Raw genomic sequence first — 21,268 nt, 5'->3', positions numbered from 1 at the left:
TCAAGATCAGGCTGGGTCGAGATCAGGGTTGTTACGACGGAACAGCCACGTGCTGATCAGGCCCATGGCGATCCAGAACACCGCGTTGGTCAGCAGTGAAGCGATCACGAATTGCGACTCCAGCGCTTCAGGTGCCAGGCTTTCGTGGATTTCAGGCTGCGGTGCGCCAATCACATGAGGCACTACCAGAATCGCTACGCCCAAGGCTTTCAATAGCCAGTTCCGGGCAAAGACGATCAGCGCGAGAGCGACAGCCGTCGAGGCTGCGGTGCCGATCCACCAGATCTGTCGCTGATTGAGGTCCGCAGCAGCGGTGCCCGGTAGTTCGGGCGGCAGGCCCAGGGTTGGCGCCAGGGTAAACACGGCAAAACCGGCCAGCCCCCAGAACAGGCCTTGGGAGGTTCTGCCCGGCGCTCGCAAGGTGTACAGCGCCGCCAGCATCAGCGCGAAACCCACCGCCACCACCAGATTGCCGCCGGTGGTGGACACAATGCGCTGCCAGCCATCTGCCGGCGACCAGGCTTCGTCGTCATGCACATGGCCCGCCTGTGCGGCTTCGCCGTGAGCGTGTTCATGGACCTGCTCGGCAGGCGCGTTTTCGTAGGTTTCGGCTTGCAGGATCAACGGTGTGATCCAGAAGCTTTGCAGCAGGGTCAACAGCAGGGCGGCAAGCAGGCCGGTGAACCCGGCCGTTTGAGCGATTCGCTTGAACATGGCGTCAGGTCTCAATGGCAAGGAAAGGCGGCGCTGTGGCGAGTGTCATGGGCGGCGTTGTGGACCGCTTCGATGTGCGAGAAACCGGCGAAATACACCAGACAGGCGCCGAGAATCGCTGTGCCGATGGCGGCGGTCAGGCGTTGGGTCTGGGTGGTTGCGGTACTGGCGGAGTGGCTGGTTGTAATGATCGACATGGCGCTTCCCTCTGAATGTCGGCAAGCAGGCATGCGCAGCACTGTCCCGCTGACGAGTGTCAGGGGAGTGCAACTGCGCCCGCCCACCGCGGGTTCGTTATTTGTTTCATGTCGGGCCGGTCTCCGGGCTTGCGAGGGGTTGAGCGCTCTATGGCGTCAACCTGCAAGAATCGCCTTCCCATGCGGTGATGCGCACAGTGGATCTGATTCTTCGCTCGCTTACCGTTGCGGGGGCAGCGCCGGACTTGTGCAGGCCAGAGGCCTGAACGCACCGGTTTCCCGTTTCACCCCGTGAGGGGCACCCGTAACAAGGCGTGTAGGAGAGCATGCGTCTGCATGGAACGTCAATCAGTCGATTGACCTGCCCGCAGTCACTGCGTAGCCTTGCGGGTTCGAGGTTCTCCAGCCGATCTGCGGTCGGACGATATGGAGCTAAGACGGGAACGCGGTCAATGCCGCGGCTGCCCCCGCAACTGTAAGCGGTGCTGATTTATCGCACGGTCATTGCATTCTCTGCACAGCCACTGCCCGTCAAGGGCGGGAAGGCGCAATGACTGCCCCGAAGGTTAAAGGGGCGCCGCAAGCCAGGAGACCTGCCTCGATTCGGGCCTTGAGCCCGACGAATTCTCACTACAACCGGGCGGGGTGATCCGGTGGCGAATCGCATCTCTGTGGCTACACACCTGTGGCCACACAGGGTTTTCGTCCTGCTTGCCCGCCGTATTGCCAAAGGGCATCCGATGAAAACACTGGCCAAACTTCCCGTCACCATCGTTACCGGCTTCCTCGGTTCGGGCAAAACCACCTTGCTGCGCCACATGCTGGATAACGCGGAAGGTCGGCGCATCGCCGTGATCGTCAATGAATTTGGCGAACTGGGCATCGACGGTGAAATCCTCAAGCAATGCACCATTGGCTGCACGGAAGAAGAGGCGGTTGGCCGCGTTTACGAACTGGCCAATGGCTGCCTGTGCTGCACCGTTCAGGAAGAGTTCTTCCCGGTCATGCGCGAACTGGTCGCGCGCCGTGGCGATCTGGATCATATCCTCATCGAAACCTCCGGTCTGGCGCTGCCAAAACCACTGGTGCAAGCCTTCCAGTGGCCAGAAATTCGCAACGCCTGCACCGTCGATGCGGTGATCACTGTCGTCGACAGCCCTGCAGTACTCGCAGGTACGTTTGCTGCATTCCCTGATCAGGTCGATGCACAGCGCAAGCTCGATCCGAACCTGGATCATGAATCGCCACTGCATGAGCTGTTCGCCGATCAGCTGGCCAGCGCCGATCTGGTCATCCTCAACAAAGCCGACATGATTGACGCTGCCGGTCTCGCCGAAGTGCGTGCCGAAGTCTCCGAAGAGCTGCCGCCTGCGGTCAAGGTCATCGAAGCCAGCAGCGGTCGTCTGCCGATCAACGTCCTGCTGGGGCTGGGTGCCGAGTCCGAGCAGCACATCGACGGGCGCAAGACCCATCACGATCACCACGAAGGCGATGATCATGATGACCACGACCATGACGCGTTCGACTCTATTTCCATCAAGCTGCCTCAATCCGAAGAAACACAGCTGCTTGCCGCGCTGACCCAACTGGTCGTTCAGCATGGCATCCTGCGGGTCAAGGGTTTCGCTGCCATCGCTGGCAAGCCGATGCGCTTGCTGATTCAGGGCGTGGGTACGCGTTTCGACAAACACTTCGACCGTGCCTGGAGTGCTGACGAAGAGCGCGCCACTCATCTGGTGCTGATCGGTCAGAAGCTCGATGCTGCTGCACTTGAATCCCAACTGCGCGCTGCGCTTGCGGACTGACCCATGCACCTGTTGAGAACCCAGCCCGGCGGTTTTGTGCCGGACGACAGCATTGCCGACCTCGGACAAACCCCCGCTGAGCTGGTGATTCTCTGCAGTGGTGATTCAAGCCTGGCGTTGCTCGCCGAAGCCGCGCAGCAACTGCCGGAAGATTACCCAAGCTTGCGTCTGGCCAACCCGATGCAGGTTCAGAACCACGCTTCGGTCGACCTCTATGTCGATGAAGTGCTGCGCCACGCCAAGGTAATTCTGATTTCCTTGCATGGCGGGATCGGCTACTGGCGCTACGGCGTCGAACGCCTGATGGAACTGGCGGCGCGGGGCGTGCAGGTGATCATGGTGCCAGGCTGTGATCGCCATGACCCCGAGCTCACTGAGCGCAGCACCGTGCCCGCCGAGGATTGCCACCGGTTATGGCAGTTTCTGCGTCAGGGCGGCATGCACAACGCGCTGGAGTTTTACCGTTGCCTCGCGACTCGCATGCTGGATCGGGATTATTCGTGGTCCGAGCCAAAAGCCTTGCCGCGAACTGCGGTTTACCATCCGCAGGGCGTCAGCGCTGATCCTGAAATATGGTTCGCTGACTGGGTGGTGGATCAGCCAGTCGTCGCGCTGCTGTTCTACCGCTCGCACTTGCAGGCCGCCAATACCGCGTTCATCGATGTATTTTGCGCCCGTTTGCAGGCGCAAGGCTTGAACCCGTTGCCCATCGCCGTGGCCAGCCTCAAAGAGGCGGGTTGCATGACAGTGGTCGAGGATTGGCTGGACGAGGTGGGCGCTGAGCTGATCCTGAATACCACAGGTTTTGCCCAGTCCAGCCCGGAAACGCCGCATGTGCGGCCCTTTCGACGCAATGTGCCGGTAATTCAGGCGATTTGCGCTCAGGATAACGAACCCGGCTGGCGGGCCAGCGAGCAAGGCCTTGGTGCCCGGGATCTGGCCATGCACATCGCCTTGCCAGAGCTGGACGGGCGGATCATAAGTCGGCCCATCAGCTTCAAGGATCTCGCCTGGCACAGCGAGCGCAGCCAGTCTGATGTGGTGTGCTATCGCCCGCAACCTGAGCGCATGGACTTTGTTGCCGAACTGGCGCGTCGCTGGATATTGCTCGGGCGTTTGCCCAATGCCGACAAGCGCGTTGCGTTGATTCTCGCCAATTACCCCACGCGCGATGGACGAATCGGCAATGGTGTCGGCCTCGATACGCCAGCGGCTGCGCTGAACATCCTGCGAGCCATGGAGGGTGAAGGCTATCCGGTTGCCGGATTGCCGGAAACCGGCACTGACCTGATTCACCAGTTGCTCGGCGGCGTGACCAACGATCTGGACAGCATCGATCTGCGTCCCTGTCAGCAAAGCATGGCGCTCGACGAGTACACCGCTGCGTTTGAGCAACTGCCTCTGACCAACCGTGAAGCGGTGATTGCCCGCTGGGGCGCGCCGGATAAAGACCCGATGTTCCGCAGTGGCCGAATGATGATTGCCGGGCTCAGGTTTGGCCTGACCTTCGTTGGTATTCAGCCCGCGCGGGGTTATCAGGTAGACGCCAGTGCGGTCTATCACGACCCGGATCTGGTCCCGCCCCACGGTTATCTGGCGTTCTATTTCTGGTTGCGCAAAGTGTACGGCGCCCATGCCGTTGTGCATGTGGGCAAACACGGCAATCTGGAATGGCTGCCAGGCAAGGGCGTCGGGCTGTCGGAGACCTGCTGGCCGGATGCGATTCTCGGCGCGATGCCAAATATCTATCCGTTCATCGTTAACGATCCGGGCGAGGGCGCCCAGGCCAAGCGCCGTACTCAGGCCGTGATCATCGATCACCTGATGCCGCCGCTGACCCGCGCCGAAACCTACGGGCCATTACGCAATCTTGAGCTGCTGGCGGACGAGTATTACGAAGCACAACTGCTGGATCCGCGTCGCGCCCTTGAGCTGCAACGCGACATCCTCCATCTGGTTCGCGACACCCATATTGATCGGGAGCTGGCCCTCGGTGACTCGTTAAAGGATGACGATGCGGCGGTCTGGTTGCCACGCCTGGACACCTACCTGTGTGATCTGAAGGAATCGCAGATTCGTGACGGTCTGCATATCTTCGGTGAGTCTCCCGTCGGCCGTCTGCGCATCGATACTTTGCTGGCGTTGCTGCGCATCCCGCGAGGTGACGGGCGAGGGGCGCAGTCCAGTATTTTGCGAGCCTTGAGCAAAGCTTTCGAGCTGGGTTTCGATCCGCTGGACTGTGAGCTTGCCGAGCCTTGGACAGGGGCGAAACCTGAAGCACTGCTCGCAGTCAGCGCTGATCCATGGCGCACGGCGGGTGATACCCGTGAGCGTCTGGAGCTATACGCTGCGTGGTCAATTGAACAGGTTATCAGTAGAGATGATTTCAATATCCCTTTAGAAAACAATGATCTGCTGGCCATTGTTAATAGTTTGAAAGAAGTTGTAGCGCCGCGTCTCGATGCCTGTGGTCCGGGAGAAATCCAAGGCTTACTGGACGCTCTGAGCGGGCGTTTTGTGCCGGCCGGCCCAAGCGGCGCGCCCAGTCGTGGACGTATAGACGTGCTGCCCACCGGGCGAAACTTCTTCTCGGTCGATGTGCGAAATCTGCCGACTACCACGGCGTGGCGAATTGGCTTCCAGTCAGCAAATCTGTTATTGGAAAGGCACTTACAGGACAATGGTGATCATCTACGTCAACTCGGTTTGTCGGTGTGGGGCACCGCAACCATGCGCACCGGAGGCGACGACATTGCCCAAGCCATGGCTTTGATGGGTGTCAGGCCGGTCTGGGCGACCGGCAGTCAGCGTGTCGATGACTTCGAGATTCTGCCATTGAGCTTGCTGGACCGACCGCGCGTTGATGTGACGCTGCGCGTCTCTGGTTTCTTCCGCGATGCCTTCGCCAACCTGATCCGGCTGTTCGACGCTGCGGTACAGGCCGTGGCGGCACTGGATGAGCCGGACGATATGAATCCGTTGGCCGCCAAGGTTCGCGAAGAGCGTGCTGCGTTGTTGGACAGCGGTGTTGCTGATGATGAGGCGTCGCGTCAGGCAGGCTGGCGAATTTTCGGTGCCAAGCCCGGCGCTTATGGTGCGGGGGTGCAGAACGCGATCGACGGTCGCCTTTGGCAGAGTCGGGATGATCTGGCTGAGGTTTATCTGAACTGGGGCGGCTACGCCTATGGTGCCGCCGATGAAGGCACGCCTGCGCGGGAGCGTTTTGCAAAACGCTTGTCCCAGGTTCAGGCGGTGGTGCAGAACCAGGACAACCGCGAGCACGACCTGCTCGACTCGAACGACTATTACCAGTTTCAGGGGGGCATGCTTGCCGCCTCTGAAAGCCTCAGCGGCCAGAAAACCGCCAGCTACCATGGTGATCATAGCCAGCCAGACCTGCCAAAGATTCGTACGCTGAAGGAAGAGCTGAACCGGGTCATCCGCTCCCGGGCGGCTAACCCGAAATGGATCGACGGCGTCAAACGGCATGGTTACAAAGGTGCCTTCGAGATGGCTGCCACGGTGGACTTCCTGTTCGCGTTCGACGCCACCACCGAGCTGATCGACGATCACCAATACGCACTGCTGGCCGATGCCTATTTGCTGGATGCATCGACCCGGGAATTCATTCAGCAGCACAACCCAGATGCGTTGCGGGACATGACCGAACGCATGCTTGAAGCGCAGCAGCGCGGCTTATGGCAGGAACCGGGTAATTACCGTGACGCGCTGGAAAGCCTGTTGCTGGACATAGAAGAGAGCTGATGACGTTGCCTGACGAGACTTTGAGCGACACCCCGCATTTCCCCCTGGCCGCAGTAGTGGGGGCCGACGAACTGAAACTCGCGCTGTGCCTGACCGCCATTGACCCAAAAATCGGCGGTGTGCTGATCGAGGGGCCGCGGGGCATGGCGAAATCGACGCTGGCACGTGGTCTGGCCGATTTGCTGGCAAGCGGTCAATTCGTCACCTTGCCCCTCGGCGCTACTGAAGAGCGATTGGTGGGTACGCTGGATCTGGATGCAGCGCTGGGCGAAGGCCGGGCCGAGTTTTCACCTGGCGTGCTGGCCAAGGCCGATGGCGGCGTGCTGTATGTCGATGAAGTGAACCTGTTGGCTGATCATCTGGTTGACCTGCTGCTGGACGTTGCCGCCAGCGGCGTGAATCTGGTGGAGCGTGACGGCATTTCCCATCGTCATCCGGCACGGTTCGTACTGATTGGCACCATGAATCCCGAGGAGGGCGAACTACGGCCTCAACTGCTGGATCGCTTCGGTTTGAACGTGGCGTTGAGCGGGCAAACCTTGCCGACCGAGCGCGGGCAAATCATCCGTCGTCGTCTGGACTTCGACAGCGACCCGCAGGCCTTTTGTGCGCAGTGGAGTGAGCAACAACAGGCGCTAAAGCTGCGCTGCGAACAGGCGCGCAGTATTCTGGGCAACATCGCGCTGGATGATCAGTCACTCACGGTCATCACCGAGCGCTGTTTTGCTGCGGGTGTTGATGGCATGCGCGCTGATCTGGTCTGGCTGAGGGCTGCCCGTGCTCACGCGGCCTGGCGCGGCGTCTCGGCGATTGAAGAGCAGGATATAGACGCCGTGGCAGAGTTTGCCTTGCGTCACCGGCGTCGTCACTCTTCTCAAGATCAGCCGCCACCCCGGGACCAGCAGCCACCGCAGCAACCGGAATCGCAGCAAAACCCGTCTACGCCCACGCCACAGTCTGCGCCGGATCAAGGGCAGGGCAGTTGGGGTGAGTTGCCCGCGCAGTCCATGCCGACAGGCGTCCGCCGTGAAGTGCCGAGCTGGCCAAAAAAGCCTTAGGCATCCGTCCTCGCACAGTTCCGGGGGCGGATGCCAAGCCTCGGCGCGGTAAAGCGCCCGGTGGTCGTACTGGCGCGTTGCGCAGCGGCGCCGACGGAGCGATTGCCTGGTTGCCGACGCTGTTACGCGGACGACCCAAGGTCCGCGCCGACCTGATCCGACAACCACGAAGCCAGCACCCCGGTGAGTTATGGCTGGTGATCGTCGACGCGTCGGCCTCGACCAGGCGCCATCAGGCGTTGAGCCGGGCCAAAGGACTGTTGGCTCAAGTGTTCGACGACGCTTACCGTCGCCGTGTGCGTCTGGCGCTGCTGACGGCTAACGGCAGCACGCCGCGCTGGCAACATCAGGGGCTAAAAGCATCCCGTGTATTGCAGCCCTGGCTTGATGAACTGGGTGCTGGTGGCGGCACGCCGTTGATCGACGCGTTTGATCAGGCACGCCAATGGCTGGATACACGCAAGAAGCAGCATCCCGCTGAAAAACAGCATCTTCTGGTCATGACCGACGGGCGGATAAAGGATTCAGGCGCGCTGCCAGCCTTCAATTGTCCGGGCCTGCTGATCGATATCGAAAGTGGGCCGATCCGCCTGGGAAGGGCGCAACAGATGGCGCAGAGCCTGGGGATTGAGTATCAGCACATTGATGAGCTGAAGACTCGTTAGGCCTGTAGGATTATCGAACAGCTGCGATACGACCTACTGACCTGGAATGCAATCCCGGTAGGAGCGAACTTGTTCGCGAGGCGCCAGCTCTGAATCACCGCGTCAAACCTTCTCGCCAACAAGTTGCCTCCTACCTGATTTGCGCCTTACGCAAGAAAAACGTCACCGGCCCCAGCCAGCGGGCCATTCTTCATCGAACTAGAATGCAATCCCGGTAGGAGCGAACTTGTTCGCGAGGCGCCAGATCTGAAGCACCGCGTCAACCTTTCTCGCCAACAAGTTGCCTCCTACCTGATCTGCGCCTTGCGCAAGAAAAACGTCACCGGCCCCAGCCAGCGGGCCATTCTTCATCGAACTGGAATGCAATCCCGGTAGGAGCGAACTTGTTCGCGAGGCGCCAGCTGTGAATCACCGCGTCAACCCTTCTCGCCAACAAGTTGCCTCCTACCTGATCTGCGCCTTGCGCAAGAAAAACGTCACCGGCCCCAGCCAGCTGGCCATTCTTCATCGAACTGGAATGCCATCCCGGTAGGAGCGAACTTGTTCGCGAGTCGCCAGCTCTGAATCACTGCTTCAAACCTTCTCGCCAACAAGTTGCCTCCTACCTGATTTGCGCTTTACGCAAGAAAACGTCACCGGCCCCGGCCATCTGGCCATTCTTCATCGAACTGGAATGCAATCCCGGTAGGAGCGAACTTGTTCGCGAGGCGCCAGCTCTGAAGCACTGCTTCAACCCTTCTCGCCAACAAGTTGCCTCCTACCTGATCTGCGCCTTACGCAAGAAAAACGTCACCGGCCCCAGCCAGCGGGCCATTCTTCATCGAACTGGAATGCCATCCCGGTAGGAGCGAACTTGTTCGCGAGGCGCCAGCTCTGAATCACCGCGTCAACCCTTCTCGCCAACAAGTTGCCTCCTACCTGATTTGCGCCTTACGCAAGAAAAACGTCATCGGCCCCGGCCAGCTGGCCATTCTTCATCGAACTGGAATGCCATCCCGGTAGGAGCTGCCGAAGGCTGCGAAGCGTTTATGCTGACACTCCGCCATCTCAGCTTACGGCAGCTCCCACAGGGTATTGCGCTAACTTCAGGCAGGCATGGTCCACGGCTCAAGACGGTGGCCTTCGTTGCTGATTTCAGCACGGGCCAGTTCGAGCTCATTGGCCAGGCGCTTGGCATCGGAATAGGTGCTGCGCGCGATCTGGCGGCGACCAATACGATTGCTGGTACGGTCGATGACCGTCAGGCTCAGCTCGCCGTTACCGTCTTGCGGTGCCCAGGCGACGCATTGGAAAGGTTCAAAAGCGTGTCCAGCGATCAGGAGGGCATCGTTGAAGCGCAATGGGGCGTTCATGGTTATTTCCTCAAAGTGCCCATATCAAAATTGCGCGCTGTCGGTCGGGCTTACCGTTCAGCGGGTTACTTGTGTTGATGACCCTTGATGGCTGTCAAGTCACACAGCGTGCCGATTATTTTTCAGTTTTTTTAACCGTCCCTCGTGTTCAAAGTCCTTGCGAGCGCATTCCGACGGATATTCAGCACGCTCGATCAGACCGAAAAACATCCGTTACTGCCCACGCTGAATGACTAATTACCTTTCGATCTGATGGCTATAGTCAATCGGTCCAAGCGGCTGTCAAAAATTTGCTAACGTTCAAACTGATAGCTTCAACTCTCTGTTTATCCAATGATTTTATAAACCTGAACCCAAATCGCAGCGCCAAGGAATCCCCATGCATGAATCGGCACCCTCACTGCGACGTCTGTTAATTGTTGATCCCTGCGATGATTGTCATCAGCTCATTCCCGTTCTCCGTGCCGCTGGCTGGGATGTCGATAGCACTACGGTTGAAGACGCTGTCAGTCGCACTTGCGACGTAGGTTTGATTCGCTTGACGCCTTATCACTTCGAGCATCCGGAGGTGGTCAAGGATCTGATCACGCGCAGTCACACGGAATGGATCGCCGTATTGAGCCCGGATGACCTGCGCCGGGAGAAGATTGGCGATTTTGTCTGCGAATGGTTTTTTGACTTCCACACCTTGCCGTTCGACGTCGCGCGCATGCAGGTCACACTGGGGCGGGCGTATGGCATGGCGCGCCTGCGGGCCCAGGGAGCGGTTTATGTATCCGGCCCTGATCATGAAATGCTCGGTGAAAGTCGTCCTATCCGTGAGCTGCGCAGGCTGCTGAGCAAGCTCGCGCCCACAGAGTCGCCGGTATTGATTCGTGGCGAGTCCGGGACGGGCAAAGAGTTGGTGGCGCGCACCCTGCACACTCAATCTCACCGTCGCAGCAAGCCATTTATTGCGATCAACTGCGCGACGACGCCTGAGCATTTACTTCAGGGCGAATTATTCGGCTATGAGAAGGGCGCGTTCGAAGGGGCAAACGAACTGAAAATCGGCTGCATCGAGGCGGCCGATGGCGGCACCTTGTTTCTCGATGAGATCGGGGACTTGCCGATGGAGCTGCAAGCCAATCTGCTGCGCTTTCTTCAGGACAAGCAAGTCGAGCGCGTTGGCGGGCGAGACTCCATTGCCGTGGATGTCAGGATACTGGCCGCCACCCACGTCGATCTTGAGTCCGCCATTCGCAAAAAACACTTCCGCGAGGATCTGTATTACCGCCTGAACGTGCTACAGGTCGGGACTGCCCCTTTACGCGAGCGGCATGGTGATCTGGCGTTGCTTGCCAATCATTTTGCGCATTTTTACAGTCAGGAAACCGGTCGGCGGGTGCGTAACTTCAGTCAGGACGCGCTGGTTGCAATGGGCAAACATGACTGGCCGGGTAATGTCCGGGAGCTGGCCAACCGGGTTCGCCGAGGTCTGGTGCTCGCAGAAGGGCGGCAGATTGAAGCCGCCGATCTGGGGTTGCTCGGTGATGACGATGTCGTCAGTACAATGGGCACCCTGGATGACTACAAATCCCGGGCCGAGCGTCAGGCGTTGTGCGATGTATTGACCCGCCATAGCGATAACTTGAGCGTTGCCGCCAAGGTATTGGGCATTTCCCGGCCAACATTCTATCGATTGCTGCACAAGCACCAGATTCGTTGATCTGCAGCGAGCTTCAGAGGTTTTTGAGCAGTTGCTCAACTGCGGCGAAGGCTCGCTCACGACGTTGCGTCCAGTCACCGCCGATGACCTGAAAGGGTTGGTGATGCGTTTCAAGCCAGTGCCGGGTGTCACGGAAAAATGCCTGTCGTGAACTCAGCTCTGGTTGGCAGCGCTGGCCATCGCCGATCCAGTCGACGCCGCTCGGGTCGAGTAACAGATGCAGATCGTACTGACGAGCCAGCAGCGCAGGCTCGATCCACGCGGGGCAGTCCCCGAACAATGTCTGACTCCAGAGGATATTGCTCAACAGGTGCGTGTCCAGAATCAGCAACCCTGGCTGTGTGGCCCGAGCGGCATCTTCGCTGTCCAGTTGGCCTTGAGCGATTGCCGGAATATCTGCGTAAGTGGTGTCACGCTGATTCTGCTCGATGAAGCATCGTACATATTCCCCCACCAGAACCCCGCCATAGCAGCGCTGTATCTCGCTTGCCAGCCAGCTTTTGCCGCTGGACTCAGGACCTGTCAGCACAACAACTTTCATCAAACAACTGCCTTTTCCGGAGCTAAAATAGCGCCCGGTACTGTTCTGGCGGTTTCAGGTGCGGGCATTGCGATTCCTCGGGGGCGTAAAGCGGCCGCGATTGTAAGCGCATACGCCCGTTAGCGCAGCGGTTTCAGCGCAGAAAAACGCCGATAGCGGCTACTGGAAAACAGCTCCCCTTACGTCAAGGGTTACACGTCAAGCTTCAATGGCAGCGTCCTGCATGAAGGTCTGTTAGGATCGCCACGCCTTGCTTTGGTTGACGTTGTAAGCGTCCGTTTTTAACGGACTTTTCACCTTTCGACGGGCATATTTGCGCGCTGTTTGGACATGACAATATCAAGAAGCCTGCTTCGAGCAATGCTTCACTTGGGGGAATGATGGATCTTTGGACCGCCGCTCAGGCATTGATTCTCGGGATTGTGGAGGGGCTGACGGAGTTCCTGCCCATTTCCAGTACCGGACACCAGATTATCGTTGCGGACTTGATCGACTTTGGCGGCGAAAGGGCGATGGCCTTCAACATCATCATTCAGCTCGGCGCGATACTGGCGGTGGTCTGGGAATTCCGGCGCAAGATCCTTGATGTGGTGACTGGCCTGCCAAAGCAACGTCAGGCGCAGCGTTTCACGATCAATCTGCTGATCGCGTTTCTTCCAGCCGTCGTGCTGGGGGTGATATTTGCCGACTTGATTCACGAATACCTGTTTAACCCGATTACCGTGGCGACGGCCCTGGTCATTGGCGGTGTGATCATGCTCTGGGCTGAGCGCCGCGATCACGTGGTGCATGCGCAAAGCGTGGATGACATGACCTGGCGTGATGCCCTGAAAGTCGGCTGCGCCCAATGCCTGGCGATGATTCCGGGGACTTCTCGTTCTGGCTCGACGATTATTGGCGGCCTGCTGTTTGGCTTGTCGCGCAAGACCGCTACCGAATTTTCCTTTTTCCTGGCGATGCCGACGATGGTGGGGGCTGCGGTGTACTCGGGCTTCAAGTACCGTCACCTGTTCCAGCCTGCGGACTTCCCGGTGTTTGCGTTGGGTTTTGTCGTCTCGTTCATCTTTGCCATGATTGCCGTGCGCGGGCTGCTCAAGTTCATTGCCACCCACAGCTATGCCGTGTTCGCCTGGTATCGCATCGTCTTCGGTATCCTGATTCTGGCGACCTGGCAGTTCGGCTGGATTGACTGGACCAGCGTGAACGGCTGACGAACATGGATCAGCGTATAAAATCGAACAAAACCGCAACGGCGAAACAGCATCCGTCGCGGTATCCGCGGCTGAAACTGGCGGTATTTCTCGCCATTTGTGCGTTACCGGTGGCGGGCCTCACCTCGTTGCTGCTCACCGGGGTGTGGGTGCCCGGTGCAATCTATCTGGCAATGAGCCTGCTGGCATTCTTTCTGTACTGGCGCGACAAGCGTCATGCCAGATCAAATGAATGGAGAACGCCGGAGAAAATCCTGCACGCGGTGGAACTGCTGGGTGGCTGGCCGGGCGCTTTGGTGGCGCAACAGGCGTTGCGTCACAAAACCCGCAAGCTGTCCTTTCAACTGGTGTTCTGGCTGATCGTTGTGTTGCACGAGGTGGTCTGGATTGACCGCCTGTTCCTCGGCGGCAATTACCTGACCCGACATTTCTACTGATCTGTCAGAGCTTCAGGGCAATCTGCTGTTTCTTCGGCAACTTGCTGACGACCAATTGATGGGACCGTGTCAGCAACTCGCGCAATTCCCCATCGCTCAGGGAGTAGGGCGTGGCGACGCTGATCCAGTAAGCCCGCGCCAGATACGGCGCGGGACGAACGCCTGGCCTGTCGACGTAGCCAAGGAACAAATCGGGTCCCACCTTGAATGCCAAGCCTTTGCCAGCCAGGTCCATCACCGCAAACATCTTGTTGCCAGCCACGGAAAACACCCGCGTGCCGCCCCATTTGTAATCCTCCCGGGCACCTGGCAGTTGCAGGCAAAACCCGGCGACGTCTTCAGCGTTCATTGATCTGCTCCGTTGATTTCTGAACATCGCTCCAGAGCGGTTCGTTTTTGAACGCCAGGCTGATGTGCTCGATCCACGCGCGTACCGCGGGGAGCATGCCACGGCGCTGGGTGTAAGCGGCCTGGACATTGCCGCTTGGCAATGACCAGTCGGGAAGCAAGCGGATCAATTGACCGCTGGCAAGTTCTTCATGGCAGTTCATCAACGGCAGTAACGTAATGCCCAGGCCCTGCACGGCTGCGTTCTTGCGAATAGGGAAGTCATCCACTACAAGACGCGGCTCAATCGCCACTTCGCAACGCTCGCCATGGCTGTGCAGCAGCTGAAAATGCACTTTTCGATCCGCTTCGATGGCACCTAATGCCGGCAAGCTGGCAAGGTCCTGTGGATGCGTGACGCTGCGTCCGCTGAGTAACCTGGGAGAAGCCACGAGCACGGTGTTCGCGGGATACAGCTGCCGAACAATCAGGCTGGGGTCTTCATCGCCGATGTCGCGAACCCGCAAGGCCACATCAATGCCCTCATTGACCAGATCAACCCGGCGGTTCACCAGGATCAACTCCAGTTGCACCAGCGGGTGGCGAATCAGGAATTCATTGACCACTCCGGACAGGTTCCAGTGCGTCATTCCCACCGGGCAGGACACCCGCAAACGCCCCCGGGGTTCAGCCGACAGCGACGCAACCGCTTCGTCAGCCATTTCCGCTTCCAGCAACATCGCCTGACAGTGACTCAGGTAGCGCTCACCCACGGCGGTCAACGCCAGTTTGCGCGTGGTGCGTTGCAGCAAGCTCGCGCCCAGACGCAACTCAAGCTCGGCGATGCGCCGTGACAGGCGTGACTTAGGGATGCCCAGCAGACGTCCGGCAGCCGCGAAACCGCCGAATTCCACCACTTTGGCGAAGTAATAAAGATCGTTCAGATCTTGCATGCTGTGAGCCGATTGTCCTGTGTGTAGAACGAACTATCGCATTTATGCCGACTAATCAGCTATTGGATTGCGCTGTAGGATTATCGCCACTTGATCGCCAGCTGGCGACTTTTCAATTGGGAAGCACGTTATGAAACTTTTGCACATCGATTCCAGCATCCTCGGCGATCACTCCGCGTCTCGCCAGCTCAGCCGCAACGTTGTTGAAGCATTCACCGCTGTAGAGCAGAACGCACAGGTGACTTACCGCGATCTGGCCAGCGATTCACTGAGCCACTTCTCCCCGGCAACGCTTGCTGCTGCGGGCACGCCTGAAGAAGGCCGTGACGCTGCGCAAAGACAGGAAGTGGCTGACAACGAGCAGATTCTGCAGGAATTCCTCGACGCTGACGTGGTTGTGATTGGTGCGCCGGTTTACAACTTCACACTTCCTACGCAGCTCAAAGCCTGGATTGATCGCATCGCCGTTGCCGGTCGTACCTTCCGCTACACCGAAACCGGCCCTGAAGGTCTGGCGGGCGGCAGGCAGGTGATCATCGTTTCCACTGCCGGTGGCGTGCATGTTGGCCAGCCGACCAGTGTGGGTCATGAGGACTATCTCAAGGTCCTGTTCGGCTTCATTGGCGTGACTGATTTGAAATTCGTCTTCGCTCACGGTCTGGCTTACGGCGACGAGCCACGTGCCAATGCGCTGACCGCTGCACAGAAGCAGATTAAAGAAGAGCTGTTCGCGAAGGCCTGATGGCGTCGGCGGGTCTGACGACTTCGCCTGCCAAACGCCTACAAAATAGAACTCCAGCGTCCATTGGGCGCTGGAGTTTTTTACGTTATGGCCCACGCTGATCAAACAAAAATGCAACGTTTGCCGCCCGCGAGGCTCTTACAGCGGGTAATACATGACTCAATCGGAACAGTTGAACCTTCTCCGATCGTTTCGCCCGATTCACGAGAAACGGATGATTGGAATTTATGACGACACCGGACAAGCAGTACGTAGAGTGGCTGGTTGAACAATCAATGCTCAATGCCGCACGCCAGCGCGCCAGGTTGTATTCGGGGCAGGGCAGGTTGTGGCAGCGCCCGTTCGCCGAATCCCGGCCCAGAGACGCGTCGGCGATTGCCTCCGTCTGGTTTACTGCTTATCCGGCGTCCATCATCACCCGCCCGGGTGGTTCGGTCCTTGAAGCCCTGGGGGATGAAACCCTGTGGCATGCCATGTCGGAAATCGGTATTCAAGGCATCCACAACGGACCCCTGAAAACCTCCGGTGGCCTTCAGGGGCGGCAACACACCCCGACCATCGATGGCAATTTCGACCGGATCAGTTTCGGCATTGACCCCGAATTGGGTACCGATGCGCAATTGCTCAGCCTGAGTCGCATAGCGGCTGCGCATAACGCAGTAGTGATCGATGACGTGATTCCATCCCACACCGGCAAGGGCTCTGATTTCCGTTTGGCAGAAATGGCCTACGAGGATTATCCGGGCCTGTATCACATGGTTGAAATCCGTGAGGAAGACTGGCAGTTGCTGCCGGATATTCCGGCCGGTCGTGATGCAGTAAACCTGATGCCTGAGGTGGTCGATGCCCTCAAGGACAAGCACTACATCGTTGGCCAGTTACAGCGGGTCATTTTCTTCGAGCCAGGCGTCAAGGAAACCGACTGGAGCGCCACGGGTATTGTCCAGGGAGTGGACGGCAAGGCGCGGCGCTGGGTGTATCTGCATTACTTCAAGGAAGGTCAGCCTTCACTGAACTGGCTGGACCCAAGCTTCGCTGCTCAGCAAATGATCATTGGTGATGCGCTGCATTCCATCGATGTCATGGGCGCGCGGGTCTTGCGTCTGGATGCCAATGGCTTCCTCGGCGTGGAGCGCAAGGCTGAAGGCAATGCCTGGTCCGAGAGCCACCCGTTGTCGATCACCGGTAACCAGCTATTGGGCGGAGCGATCCGCAAAGCGGGCGGTTTCAGTTTCCAGGAGCTGAACCTGACTCTGGATGACATCGCGTCCATGTCCCATGGCGGTGCTGACCTGTCTTACGACTTCATCTCACGCCCGGCCTATCAGCATGCACTGTTGACGGGGACTACCGAGTTTCTGCGGTTGATGCTGCGTCAGGTTCACGCGTTTGGTATCGATCCGGCGTCGCTGATTCATGCCTTGCAGAACCACGACGAATTGACCCTGGAGCTGGTGCATTTCTGGACCTTGCATGCCCACGACACCTACCACTATCAAGGCCAGACGCTGCCGGGCAACATCTTGCGCGAGCATATTCGCGAGGAAATGTACGAGAAACTGGCAGGCGAGCACGCTCCCTACAACCTGAAATTCGTCACCAATGGCGTGTCCTGCACCACCGCGAGCATCATCACGGCGGCGCTGGGTATTCGTGATCTGGACGCCATCACTGAAGAAGACACTCAGAAAATTCAGCATATTCACTTGCTGCTGGTGATGTTCAATGCCATGCAGCCTGGCGTGTTTGCGTTGTCCGGGTGGGATCTGGTCGGCGCATTGCCGCTGCCTGCCGAGCAGGTTCAGCATCTGATGCAGGATGGCGACACGCGCTGGATCCACCGTGGTGCTTATGATCTGGTGGATCTGGACCCGGAGGCGGAATTCTCGGCAGGCAACATGCCGCGCTCCCGCACCCTTTACGGCAGTATCATCAGCCAGCTACAGCGCCCTGATTCATTTGCCTCGCAACTCAAGAAGATTCTTGCTGTGCGTCGGGCTTATGACATCGCTGCGAGCAAGCAGATTCTCATCCCGGATGTTGAGCACCCAGGCTTGTTGATCATGGTTCACGAGCTGCCAGCCGGGAAGGGCACACAGATTACCGCGCTGAACTTCAGCTCCGAGCCGATTGTTGAAACCCTGCACCTGCCGGACATCGCGCCTGGCCCGGTGGTGGATATCATCAATGAACGGGTCGAAGGGGATCTCACTGAACAGGGCGAATTCACCATCACGCTGGATGCCTACGAAGGGTTGGCGCTGCGCGTGGTGAGTGCCTTACCGGCGTTCTGATAGTCGGTTTCTGTACAGACGTGCAGCTCCGTTGACGAAATGACGACATATCTGGCCTGATACTGCCCGGATGTAAACCGTCAACGGAAGCTGCATGGATATCAAACACAGTCTCAAACAGCGCATCGTCATCGTTTTCACGCTGATGAGTACCCTGGTCGCGTTGATATTTGCAGCGGGCATCGTCGTCACGGTGCATCTGGTTGGCAAAAAATTGACCGCACTTTCAATGAATGGCGACCTGCACCGGTTGCTGTTGATGGACGACGTTGCCAACTGGAGTCATCGACCAGAGAAGGATTCGTTCTTCTATGTGCAGGACGCTTCCGGTCTTTTCGCGATGCCCGACAGCCTCAAGCCATTGAAACCCGGCTTTCACCGAATCAAAAAAGACAATGTCGATTACTACGCCATGGTCGATATGGTCGACGGTCGTCAGTACGTATTGCTGCGGGATCAGACTGCCACGGTTCAGCGCGAGCGTATTTTGTTTGCCATTGTGCTGGTCGGGTTTGTCCTCAGTGTTCTGTTGGCGTTATTGCTGGGGCGGTTGCTGGCGCAACGGGTCATGGCGCCGGTGGTGAAGCTGGCCGGGCAGGTGCGTCAGCGGGACCAGATCATGGATGCGGCTCCGGCACTGGCACCGGAGTATGCCCACGACGAGGTGGGTGAGCTGGCGGTGTCGTTTGATGAAACCCTGGGCCGCCTGCGCGCAGCCTTGACCCGGGAGAAGATGTTCACCAGTGATGTCAGCCATGAACTGCGCACGCCATTAATGGTGCTGGCCAGTTCCTGTGAATTGCTGCTGGAGAATCCCGCTGTAGATCCACGCTCTCGTAATCAGGTTTTACGAATATCCCGGGCCAGCGAGGGGATGCGTCAACTGGTGGAAACGTTCCTGCTGCTGGCGCGTATAGAAACCGAAGTACCCGGCCAGGGGCCGCGCGCAACCCTGGTGGCGGTCGCAGACGAGTTGGTGGATATCTGGCGCAAACCCATTGAAGAAAAAGGCCTGACGTTGCGTTACGAGCCGGGTATCGGTTCGGATCGCCTGTATAACGCGACGCTGTTGCACTCGGTCATGAGCAACCTGCTGCGCAATGCCTGGCATTACACCGATGAAGGCTTCATTTTTCTGAGCCTGCACGGCGATCGTTTTTCTGTTCAGGACAGCGGCATTGGCATTCCGCTGGAAAAACAGCAGGCCATGTTCCAGCCCTTCGTCAGAGGCGATGAGCAGCGTGGGGAAGGGCTTGGCCTGGGTCTTTCGCTGGTACAGCGCATCTGCGTTCACCAGGGGTGGTCGGTCAACCTTGAAAGCCGCGTGCCCCACGGGTGCTGTTTTGAAGTGAGCCTTTCTGCGTCCCTGATTTCAACCGAAAACCCTGGCAGCGTTCGAAAACCGGATTCAGTCGGCCAGCCAGCCTAGGCGCTGACACGCAATGTCGCGACATGATCAATCACCTTATCTTGAGAGCAGCTCTGCATGACCACCCTGAAAATCACCGCTGGCGGATACGAGTTTCTCGCTGAAACCCATCCCGATGCGCCGCACACCGTTGCTGCTTTTCTGAAGTTGCTGCCTTACCGGCAGAAGCTGATCCATGTGCGCTGGAGCGGCGAGGGCTGCTGGGTGCCATTGGGGGAGTACCAGTTGCTGCTGAACGATCAGCCGATTGGTTTTGAAAATCACACCAGTCACCCTTCGGTGGGCGACATTCTGTTTTATCCGGGCCCTTACAGCGAGACTGAAATCCTCATCGCCTATGGCTCGTGCTGTTTTGCCAGCAAAATGGGCCAACTGGCCGGTAACCACTTCCTGACCATCGTGCAAGGCAAGGAAAACCTGCGTGCCCTGGGCGTGAAGACCCTGTGGGAGGGCGCGCAGGACGTGCTCTTTGAGCAGGCCTGAGTTGCGCAAGATGATGACTCAACTCGCTGAATCAGCACCCAATGCGCAAGATAGCCGTGCCTGCGCGCGCGCGGCGTTCCTCGCCAACGCCGGTTTTGCCGATGCCGTTCTGGAGGCGTTGCCAGCAGACGCGTCGGCGCGACGTTATTTTCGTTTGCAAGGTGCCGGCCTTTTGTTGATGGATTCACCGCCACTGAGCGAACCTATTGCGCCGTTTGTGCAGGTGGCCGGTTATCTGCACAGCATCGGGCTTTCGGCTCCAGCCTTGCGTCAGGTGGATGAACAGGCCGGACTGGCACTGATCGAGGATTTTGGCGACGCCACTTACACCCGGCTTCTGGCTTCAGGGCATGCTGAAGAAGCCTTGTACGGTCTGGCGGTCGACGCGCTGGTAGCCCTGCATCGGGCGCCTGCCAGTACCGGGTTACCCGCCTACGATGCACATAAACTGAGTGCCGAGTGCGCGTTGTTCATCGATTGGTATGCGCCGTTGTTGATCGGCAAACAAGCCGCTCTTGAGCTACGCGAGCGTTATCTCGAACTGTTCGCCGAAGCCTTTGGCGATGTGGCCGAGCGGCGTGAAACGCTGGTGCTGCGCGATTTCCATGTCGACAACCTGATGCTGCTCGACAGCCGCCAGGGTGTGGCCGCATGCGGTCTTCTGGATTTTCAGGACGCGTTGGTCGGTTCTGCGGCTTATGACCTGATGTCCTTGCTGGAGGATGCGCGTCGTGACCTGTCAGAGCCTCTGCGCGCCGCGCTGTTCAGTCACTACCTGATGCAGCGCCCGGAACTCAATGTGCCGCTGTTTGTTGATGACTACCGGCGGCTCGCCGCACAACGACACGCCAAGGTACTGGGCATCTTCGTCCGCCTGGCCGGGCGTGATGGCAAGCATGGTTATCTGGCGCATCTGCCGCGTACCCTGCGCCTGTTTGTGCAAGCACTGAGAGCGCCTGCGTTCAATGAGCTGCGGGAATGGCTGGATCTGCACCTGTCAGGCTGGCGCGATGACTTGTCTGCGCAGACTCTGGATGAGTTGCGCAAGACGCCTTATCGTCAGTAACAGCTATCGGTTGGCTGGGCTCTATCCTGCAAAGGCACGCCACAGGGTCCAGGCAATCAGCAACCAGATCAGCACAATGCAGGTGAGGGTCAACCATCGGCCTTTGAGCTTGATTCGCTCACCGGCCATGGCTTGCGCTTCGGGGCGGCAGCGTTGTTGCAACCCTTTCGGTATCAGTCGCAAAGCGAGGGCGATGCCCAGCGGTAAAAGAATCACATCATCCAGAAAGCCCAGCACCGGGATAAAGTCTGGAATCAGGTCAATCGGACTCACGGCGTAGGCCACGGTCACCAACGCAACGATTTTCGGTAGCCATGGCATGTCAGGCTGGCGGGAGCAGAGCCAGAGCAGAATCAGATTGGCTTTGAGGCGGCGGGCCCAGAGTTTCAGTTGTTTGATGGTGTTGCTGATCATCAATGGATCTCTTCGTGCGGGATGTTATGACCTTCTGAATTGATCCAAATCCTGTAGGAGCTCACGAGCACCGCGAGGCAGCGATGGCGGCGTGTCAGACAAACCGC

Annotated in this window: 19 protein-coding genes and 2 riboswitches; of the genes, 12 read left to right on the top strand and 7 right to left on the bottom strand. The window is 58.6% G+C overall.

Going from position 1 to position 21,268, the window contains the following annotated elements; genetic code table 11:
* Positions 1-6: 6 nt before the first annotated feature.
* Positions 7-714, bottom strand: a complete 708-nt coding sequence (locus H8S59_RS19070) for a CbtA family protein (protein WP_187522439.1) — start codon at positions 712-714, stop codon at positions 7-9.
* A gap of 11 nt (positions 715-725) precedes the next feature.
* Positions 726-911, bottom strand: coding sequence for a CbtB domain-containing protein (locus tag H8S59_RS19065; protein WP_187522438.1), 186 nt, complete (start codon positions 909-911; stop codon positions 726-728).
* A gap of 97 nt (positions 912-1,008) precedes the next feature.
* Positions 1,009-1,232, bottom strand: a riboswitch (cobalamin riboswitch).
* A 57-nt stretch (positions 1,233-1,289) separates the two neighbouring features.
* A riboswitch (cobalamin riboswitch) is annotated at positions 1,290-1,526 on the top strand.
* A gap of 125 nt (positions 1,527-1,651) precedes the next feature.
* Here H8S59_RS19065 and cobW point away from each other — a divergent pair.
* The 4 genes from cobW (at position 1,652) to H8S59_RS19045 (ending at position 8,204) form a co-directional block, all read left to right on the top strand.
* Positions 1,652-2,716 carry a cobalamin biosynthesis protein CobW gene (gene cobW / locus H8S59_RS19060; protein WP_246475460.1) on the top strand — a complete coding sequence of 355 codons (1,065 nt, stop codon included), beginning with the start codon at positions 1,652-1,654 and terminating at the stop codon, positions 2,714-2,716.
* Positions 2,717-2,719: 3 nt separating this feature from the next.
* Complete coding sequence (gene cobN / locus H8S59_RS19055) at positions 2,720-6,481, top strand: cobaltochelatase subunit CobN (protein ID WP_187522437.1); 3,762 nt, start codon at positions 2,720-2,722, stop codon at positions 6,479-6,481.
* Positions 6,481-7,539, top strand: a complete 1,059-nt coding sequence (locus H8S59_RS19050; RefSeq protein WP_187522436.1) for a magnesium chelatase ATPase subunit I — start codon at positions 6,481-6,483, stop codon at positions 7,537-7,539. The genes cobN and H8S59_RS19050 overlap by 1 nt, the downstream gene beginning before the upstream one ends.
* Before the next feature lie 77 nt (positions 7,540-7,616).
* Positions 7,617-8,204: a vWA domain-containing protein gene (locus H8S59_RS19045; protein ID WP_187522435.1), complete on the top strand. Its 588-nt coding sequence runs from the start codon at positions 7,617-7,619 to the stop codon at positions 8,202-8,204.
* A gap of 1,085 nt (positions 8,205-9,289) precedes the next feature.
* Here the strand turns inward: H8S59_RS19045 and H8S59_RS19040 are convergent.
* The gene (locus H8S59_RS19040) at positions 9,290-9,556 is read right to left on the bottom strand and encodes a hypothetical protein (protein WP_027901210.1); all 267 of its coding nucleotides are present in this window, start codon (positions 9,554-9,556) and stop codon (positions 9,290-9,292) included.
* A 379-nt stretch (positions 9,557-9,935) separates the two neighbouring features.
* Between H8S59_RS19040 and H8S59_RS19035 the strand changes: the two genes are divergently transcribed.
* Positions 9,936-11,264 carry a sigma-54 dependent transcriptional regulator gene (locus H8S59_RS19035; protein WP_187522434.1) on the top strand — a complete coding sequence of 443 codons (1,329 nt, stop codon included), beginning with the start codon at positions 9,936-9,938 and terminating at the stop codon, positions 11,262-11,264.
* Positions 11,265-11,277: 13 nt separating this feature from the next.
* On the opposite strand, the gene H8S59_RS19030 is transcribed toward H8S59_RS19035, so the two are convergent.
* Positions 11,278-11,805 carry an AAA family ATPase gene (locus H8S59_RS19030; RefSeq protein ID WP_095093746.1) on the bottom strand — a complete coding sequence of 176 codons (528 nt, stop codon included), beginning with the start codon at positions 11,803-11,805 and terminating at the stop codon, positions 11,278-11,280.
* 380 nt (positions 11,806-12,185) lie between these two features.
* On the opposite strand from H8S59_RS19030, the gene H8S59_RS19025 reads away from it, so the two are divergent.
* Positions 12,186-13,016 carry an undecaprenyl-diphosphate phosphatase gene (locus H8S59_RS19025; RefSeq protein ID WP_095094003.1) on the top strand — a complete coding sequence of 277 codons (831 nt, stop codon included), beginning with the start codon at positions 12,186-12,188 and terminating at the stop codon, positions 13,014-13,016.
* Positions 13,017-13,021: 5 nt separating this feature from the next.
* Positions 13,022-13,453: a DUF1294 domain-containing protein gene (locus H8S59_RS19020; RefSeq protein ID WP_187522433.1), complete on the top strand. Its 432-nt coding sequence runs from the start codon at positions 13,022-13,024 to the stop codon at positions 13,451-13,453.
* Between the two features lie 4 nt (positions 13,454-13,457).
* Here H8S59_RS19020 and H8S59_RS19015 read toward each other — a convergent pair whose 3' ends face one another.
* Positions 13,458-13,802: an MmcQ/YjbR family DNA-binding protein gene (locus H8S59_RS19015; protein ID WP_187522432.1), complete on the bottom strand. Its 345-nt coding sequence runs from the start codon at positions 13,800-13,802 to the stop codon at positions 13,458-13,460.
* The gene (locus tag H8S59_RS19010; protein WP_187522431.1) at positions 13,792-14,733 is read right to left on the bottom strand and encodes a LysR substrate-binding domain-containing protein; all 942 of its coding nucleotides are present in this window, start codon (positions 14,731-14,733) and stop codon (positions 13,792-13,794) included. Before H8S59_RS19010 ends, H8S59_RS19015 begins: the two co-directional genes overlap by 11 nt.
* A 130-nt stretch (positions 14,734-14,863) precedes the next feature.
* Here H8S59_RS19010 and H8S59_RS19005 point away from each other — a divergent pair, with 130 nt between their 5' ends.
* The 5 genes from H8S59_RS19005 (at position 14,864) to H8S59_RS18985 (ending at position 20,747) form a co-directional block, all read left to right on the top strand.
* On the top strand, positions 14,864-15,475 hold the full coding sequence (locus H8S59_RS19005; protein ID WP_187522430.1) for an FMN-dependent NADH-azoreductase: 612 nt from the start codon (positions 14,864-14,866) through the stop codon (positions 15,473-15,475).
* A 227-nt stretch (positions 15,476-15,702) separates the two neighbouring features.
* Positions 15,703-17,769, top strand: a complete 2,067-nt coding sequence (gene treS / locus H8S59_RS19000; protein WP_095093741.1) for a maltose alpha-D-glucosyltransferase — start codon at positions 15,703-15,705, stop codon at positions 17,767-17,769.
* Between the two features lie 94 nt (positions 17,770-17,863).
* Positions 17,864-19,198: a sensor histidine kinase gene (locus H8S59_RS18995; protein ID WP_187522429.1), complete on the top strand. Its 1,335-nt coding sequence runs from the start codon at positions 17,864-17,866 to the stop codon at positions 19,196-19,198.
* A 57-nt stretch (positions 19,199-19,255) separates the two neighbouring features.
* Positions 19,256-19,681 (top strand): DUF3830 family protein, encoded by a 426-nt coding sequence (locus H8S59_RS18990; RefSeq protein ID WP_095093739.1) that lies wholly within the window; start codon positions 19,256-19,258, stop codon positions 19,679-19,681.
* Positions 19,668-20,747: an aminoglycoside phosphotransferase family protein gene (locus H8S59_RS18985; protein WP_246475458.1), complete on the top strand. Its 1,080-nt coding sequence runs from the start codon at positions 19,668-19,670 to the stop codon at positions 20,745-20,747. Before H8S59_RS18990 ends, H8S59_RS18985 begins: the two co-directional genes overlap by 14 nt.
* 21 nt (positions 20,748-20,768) lie before the next feature.
* Here H8S59_RS18985 and H8S59_RS18980 read toward each other — a convergent pair whose 3' ends face one another.
* Positions 20,769-21,161: a YkvA family protein gene (locus H8S59_RS18980; protein WP_187522428.1), complete on the bottom strand. Its 393-nt coding sequence runs from the start codon at positions 21,159-21,161 to the stop codon at positions 20,769-20,771.
* Between the last annotated feature and the right edge of the window lie 107 nt (positions 21,162-21,268).

The organism is Pseudomonas folii (assembly GCF_014357575.1).
GTDB lineage: Bacteria > Pseudomonadota > Gammaproteobacteria > Pseudomonadales > Pseudomonadaceae > Aquipseudomonas > Aquipseudomonas folii.
The sequence above is the reverse complement of the archived record's forward strand: the minus strand, read 5'-3'. Positions and strand labels throughout refer to the sequence as shown.

Excerpts from the sequence above, each read along its gene's own strand:
- H8S59_RS19070 (WP_187522439.1), bottom strand. The coding sequence starts at position 714 with ATGTTCAAGCGAATCGCTCAAACGGCCGGGTTCACCGGCCTGCTTGCC.
- H8S59_RS19065 (WP_187522438.1), bottom strand. The coding sequence starts at position 911 with ATGTCGATCATTACAACCAGCCACTCCGCCAGTACCGCAACCACCCAG.
- cobW (WP_246475460.1), top strand. The coding sequence starts at position 1,652 with ATGAAAACACTGGCCAAACTTCCCGTCACCATCGTTACCGGCTTCCTC.
- cobN (WP_187522437.1), top strand. The coding sequence starts at position 2,720 with ATGCACCTGTTGAGAACCCAGCCCGGCGGTTTTGTGCCGGACGACAGC.
- H8S59_RS19050 (WP_187522436.1), top strand. The coding sequence starts at position 6,481 with ATGACGTTGCCTGACGAGACTTTGAGCGACACCCCGCATTTCCCCCTG.
- H8S59_RS19040 (WP_027901210.1), bottom strand. The coding sequence starts at position 9,556 with ATGAACGCCCCATTGCGCTTCAACGATGCCCTCCTGATCGCTGGACAC.
- H8S59_RS19035 (WP_187522434.1), top strand. The coding sequence starts at position 9,936 with ATGCATGAATCGGCACCCTCACTGCGACGTCTGTTAATTGTTGATCCC.
- H8S59_RS19030 (WP_095093746.1), bottom strand. The coding sequence starts at position 11,805 with ATGAAAGTTGTTGTGCTGACAGGTCCTGAGTCCAGCGGCAAAAGCTGG.
- H8S59_RS19025 (WP_095094003.1), top strand. The coding sequence starts at position 12,186 with ATGGATCTTTGGACCGCCGCTCAGGCATTGATTCTCGGGATTGTGGAG.
- H8S59_RS19020 (WP_187522433.1), top strand. The coding sequence starts at position 13,022 with ATGGATCAGCGTATAAAATCGAACAAAACCGCAACGGCGAAACAGCAT.
- H8S59_RS19015 (WP_187522432.1), bottom strand. The coding sequence starts at position 13,802 with ATGAACGCTGAAGACGTCGCCGGGTTTTGCCTGCAACTGCCAGGTGCC.
- H8S59_RS19010 (WP_187522431.1), bottom strand. The coding sequence starts at position 14,733 with ATGCAAGATCTGAACGATCTTTATTACTTCGCCAAAGTGGTGGAATTC.
- H8S59_RS19005 (WP_187522430.1), top strand. The coding sequence starts at position 14,864 with ATGAAACTTTTGCACATCGATTCCAGCATCCTCGGCGATCACTCCGCG.
- treS (WP_095093741.1), top strand. The coding sequence starts at position 15,703 with ATGACGACACCGGACAAGCAGTACGTAGAGTGGCTGGTTGAACAATCA.
- H8S59_RS18995 (WP_187522429.1), top strand. The coding sequence starts at position 17,864 with ATGGATATCAAACACAGTCTCAAACAGCGCATCGTCATCGTTTTCACG.
- H8S59_RS18990 (WP_095093739.1), top strand. The coding sequence starts at position 19,256 with ATGACCACCCTGAAAATCACCGCTGGCGGATACGAGTTTCTCGCTGAA.
- H8S59_RS18980 (WP_187522428.1), bottom strand. The coding sequence starts at position 21,161 with ATGATCAGCAACACCATCAAACAACTGAAACTCTGGGCCCGCCGCCTC.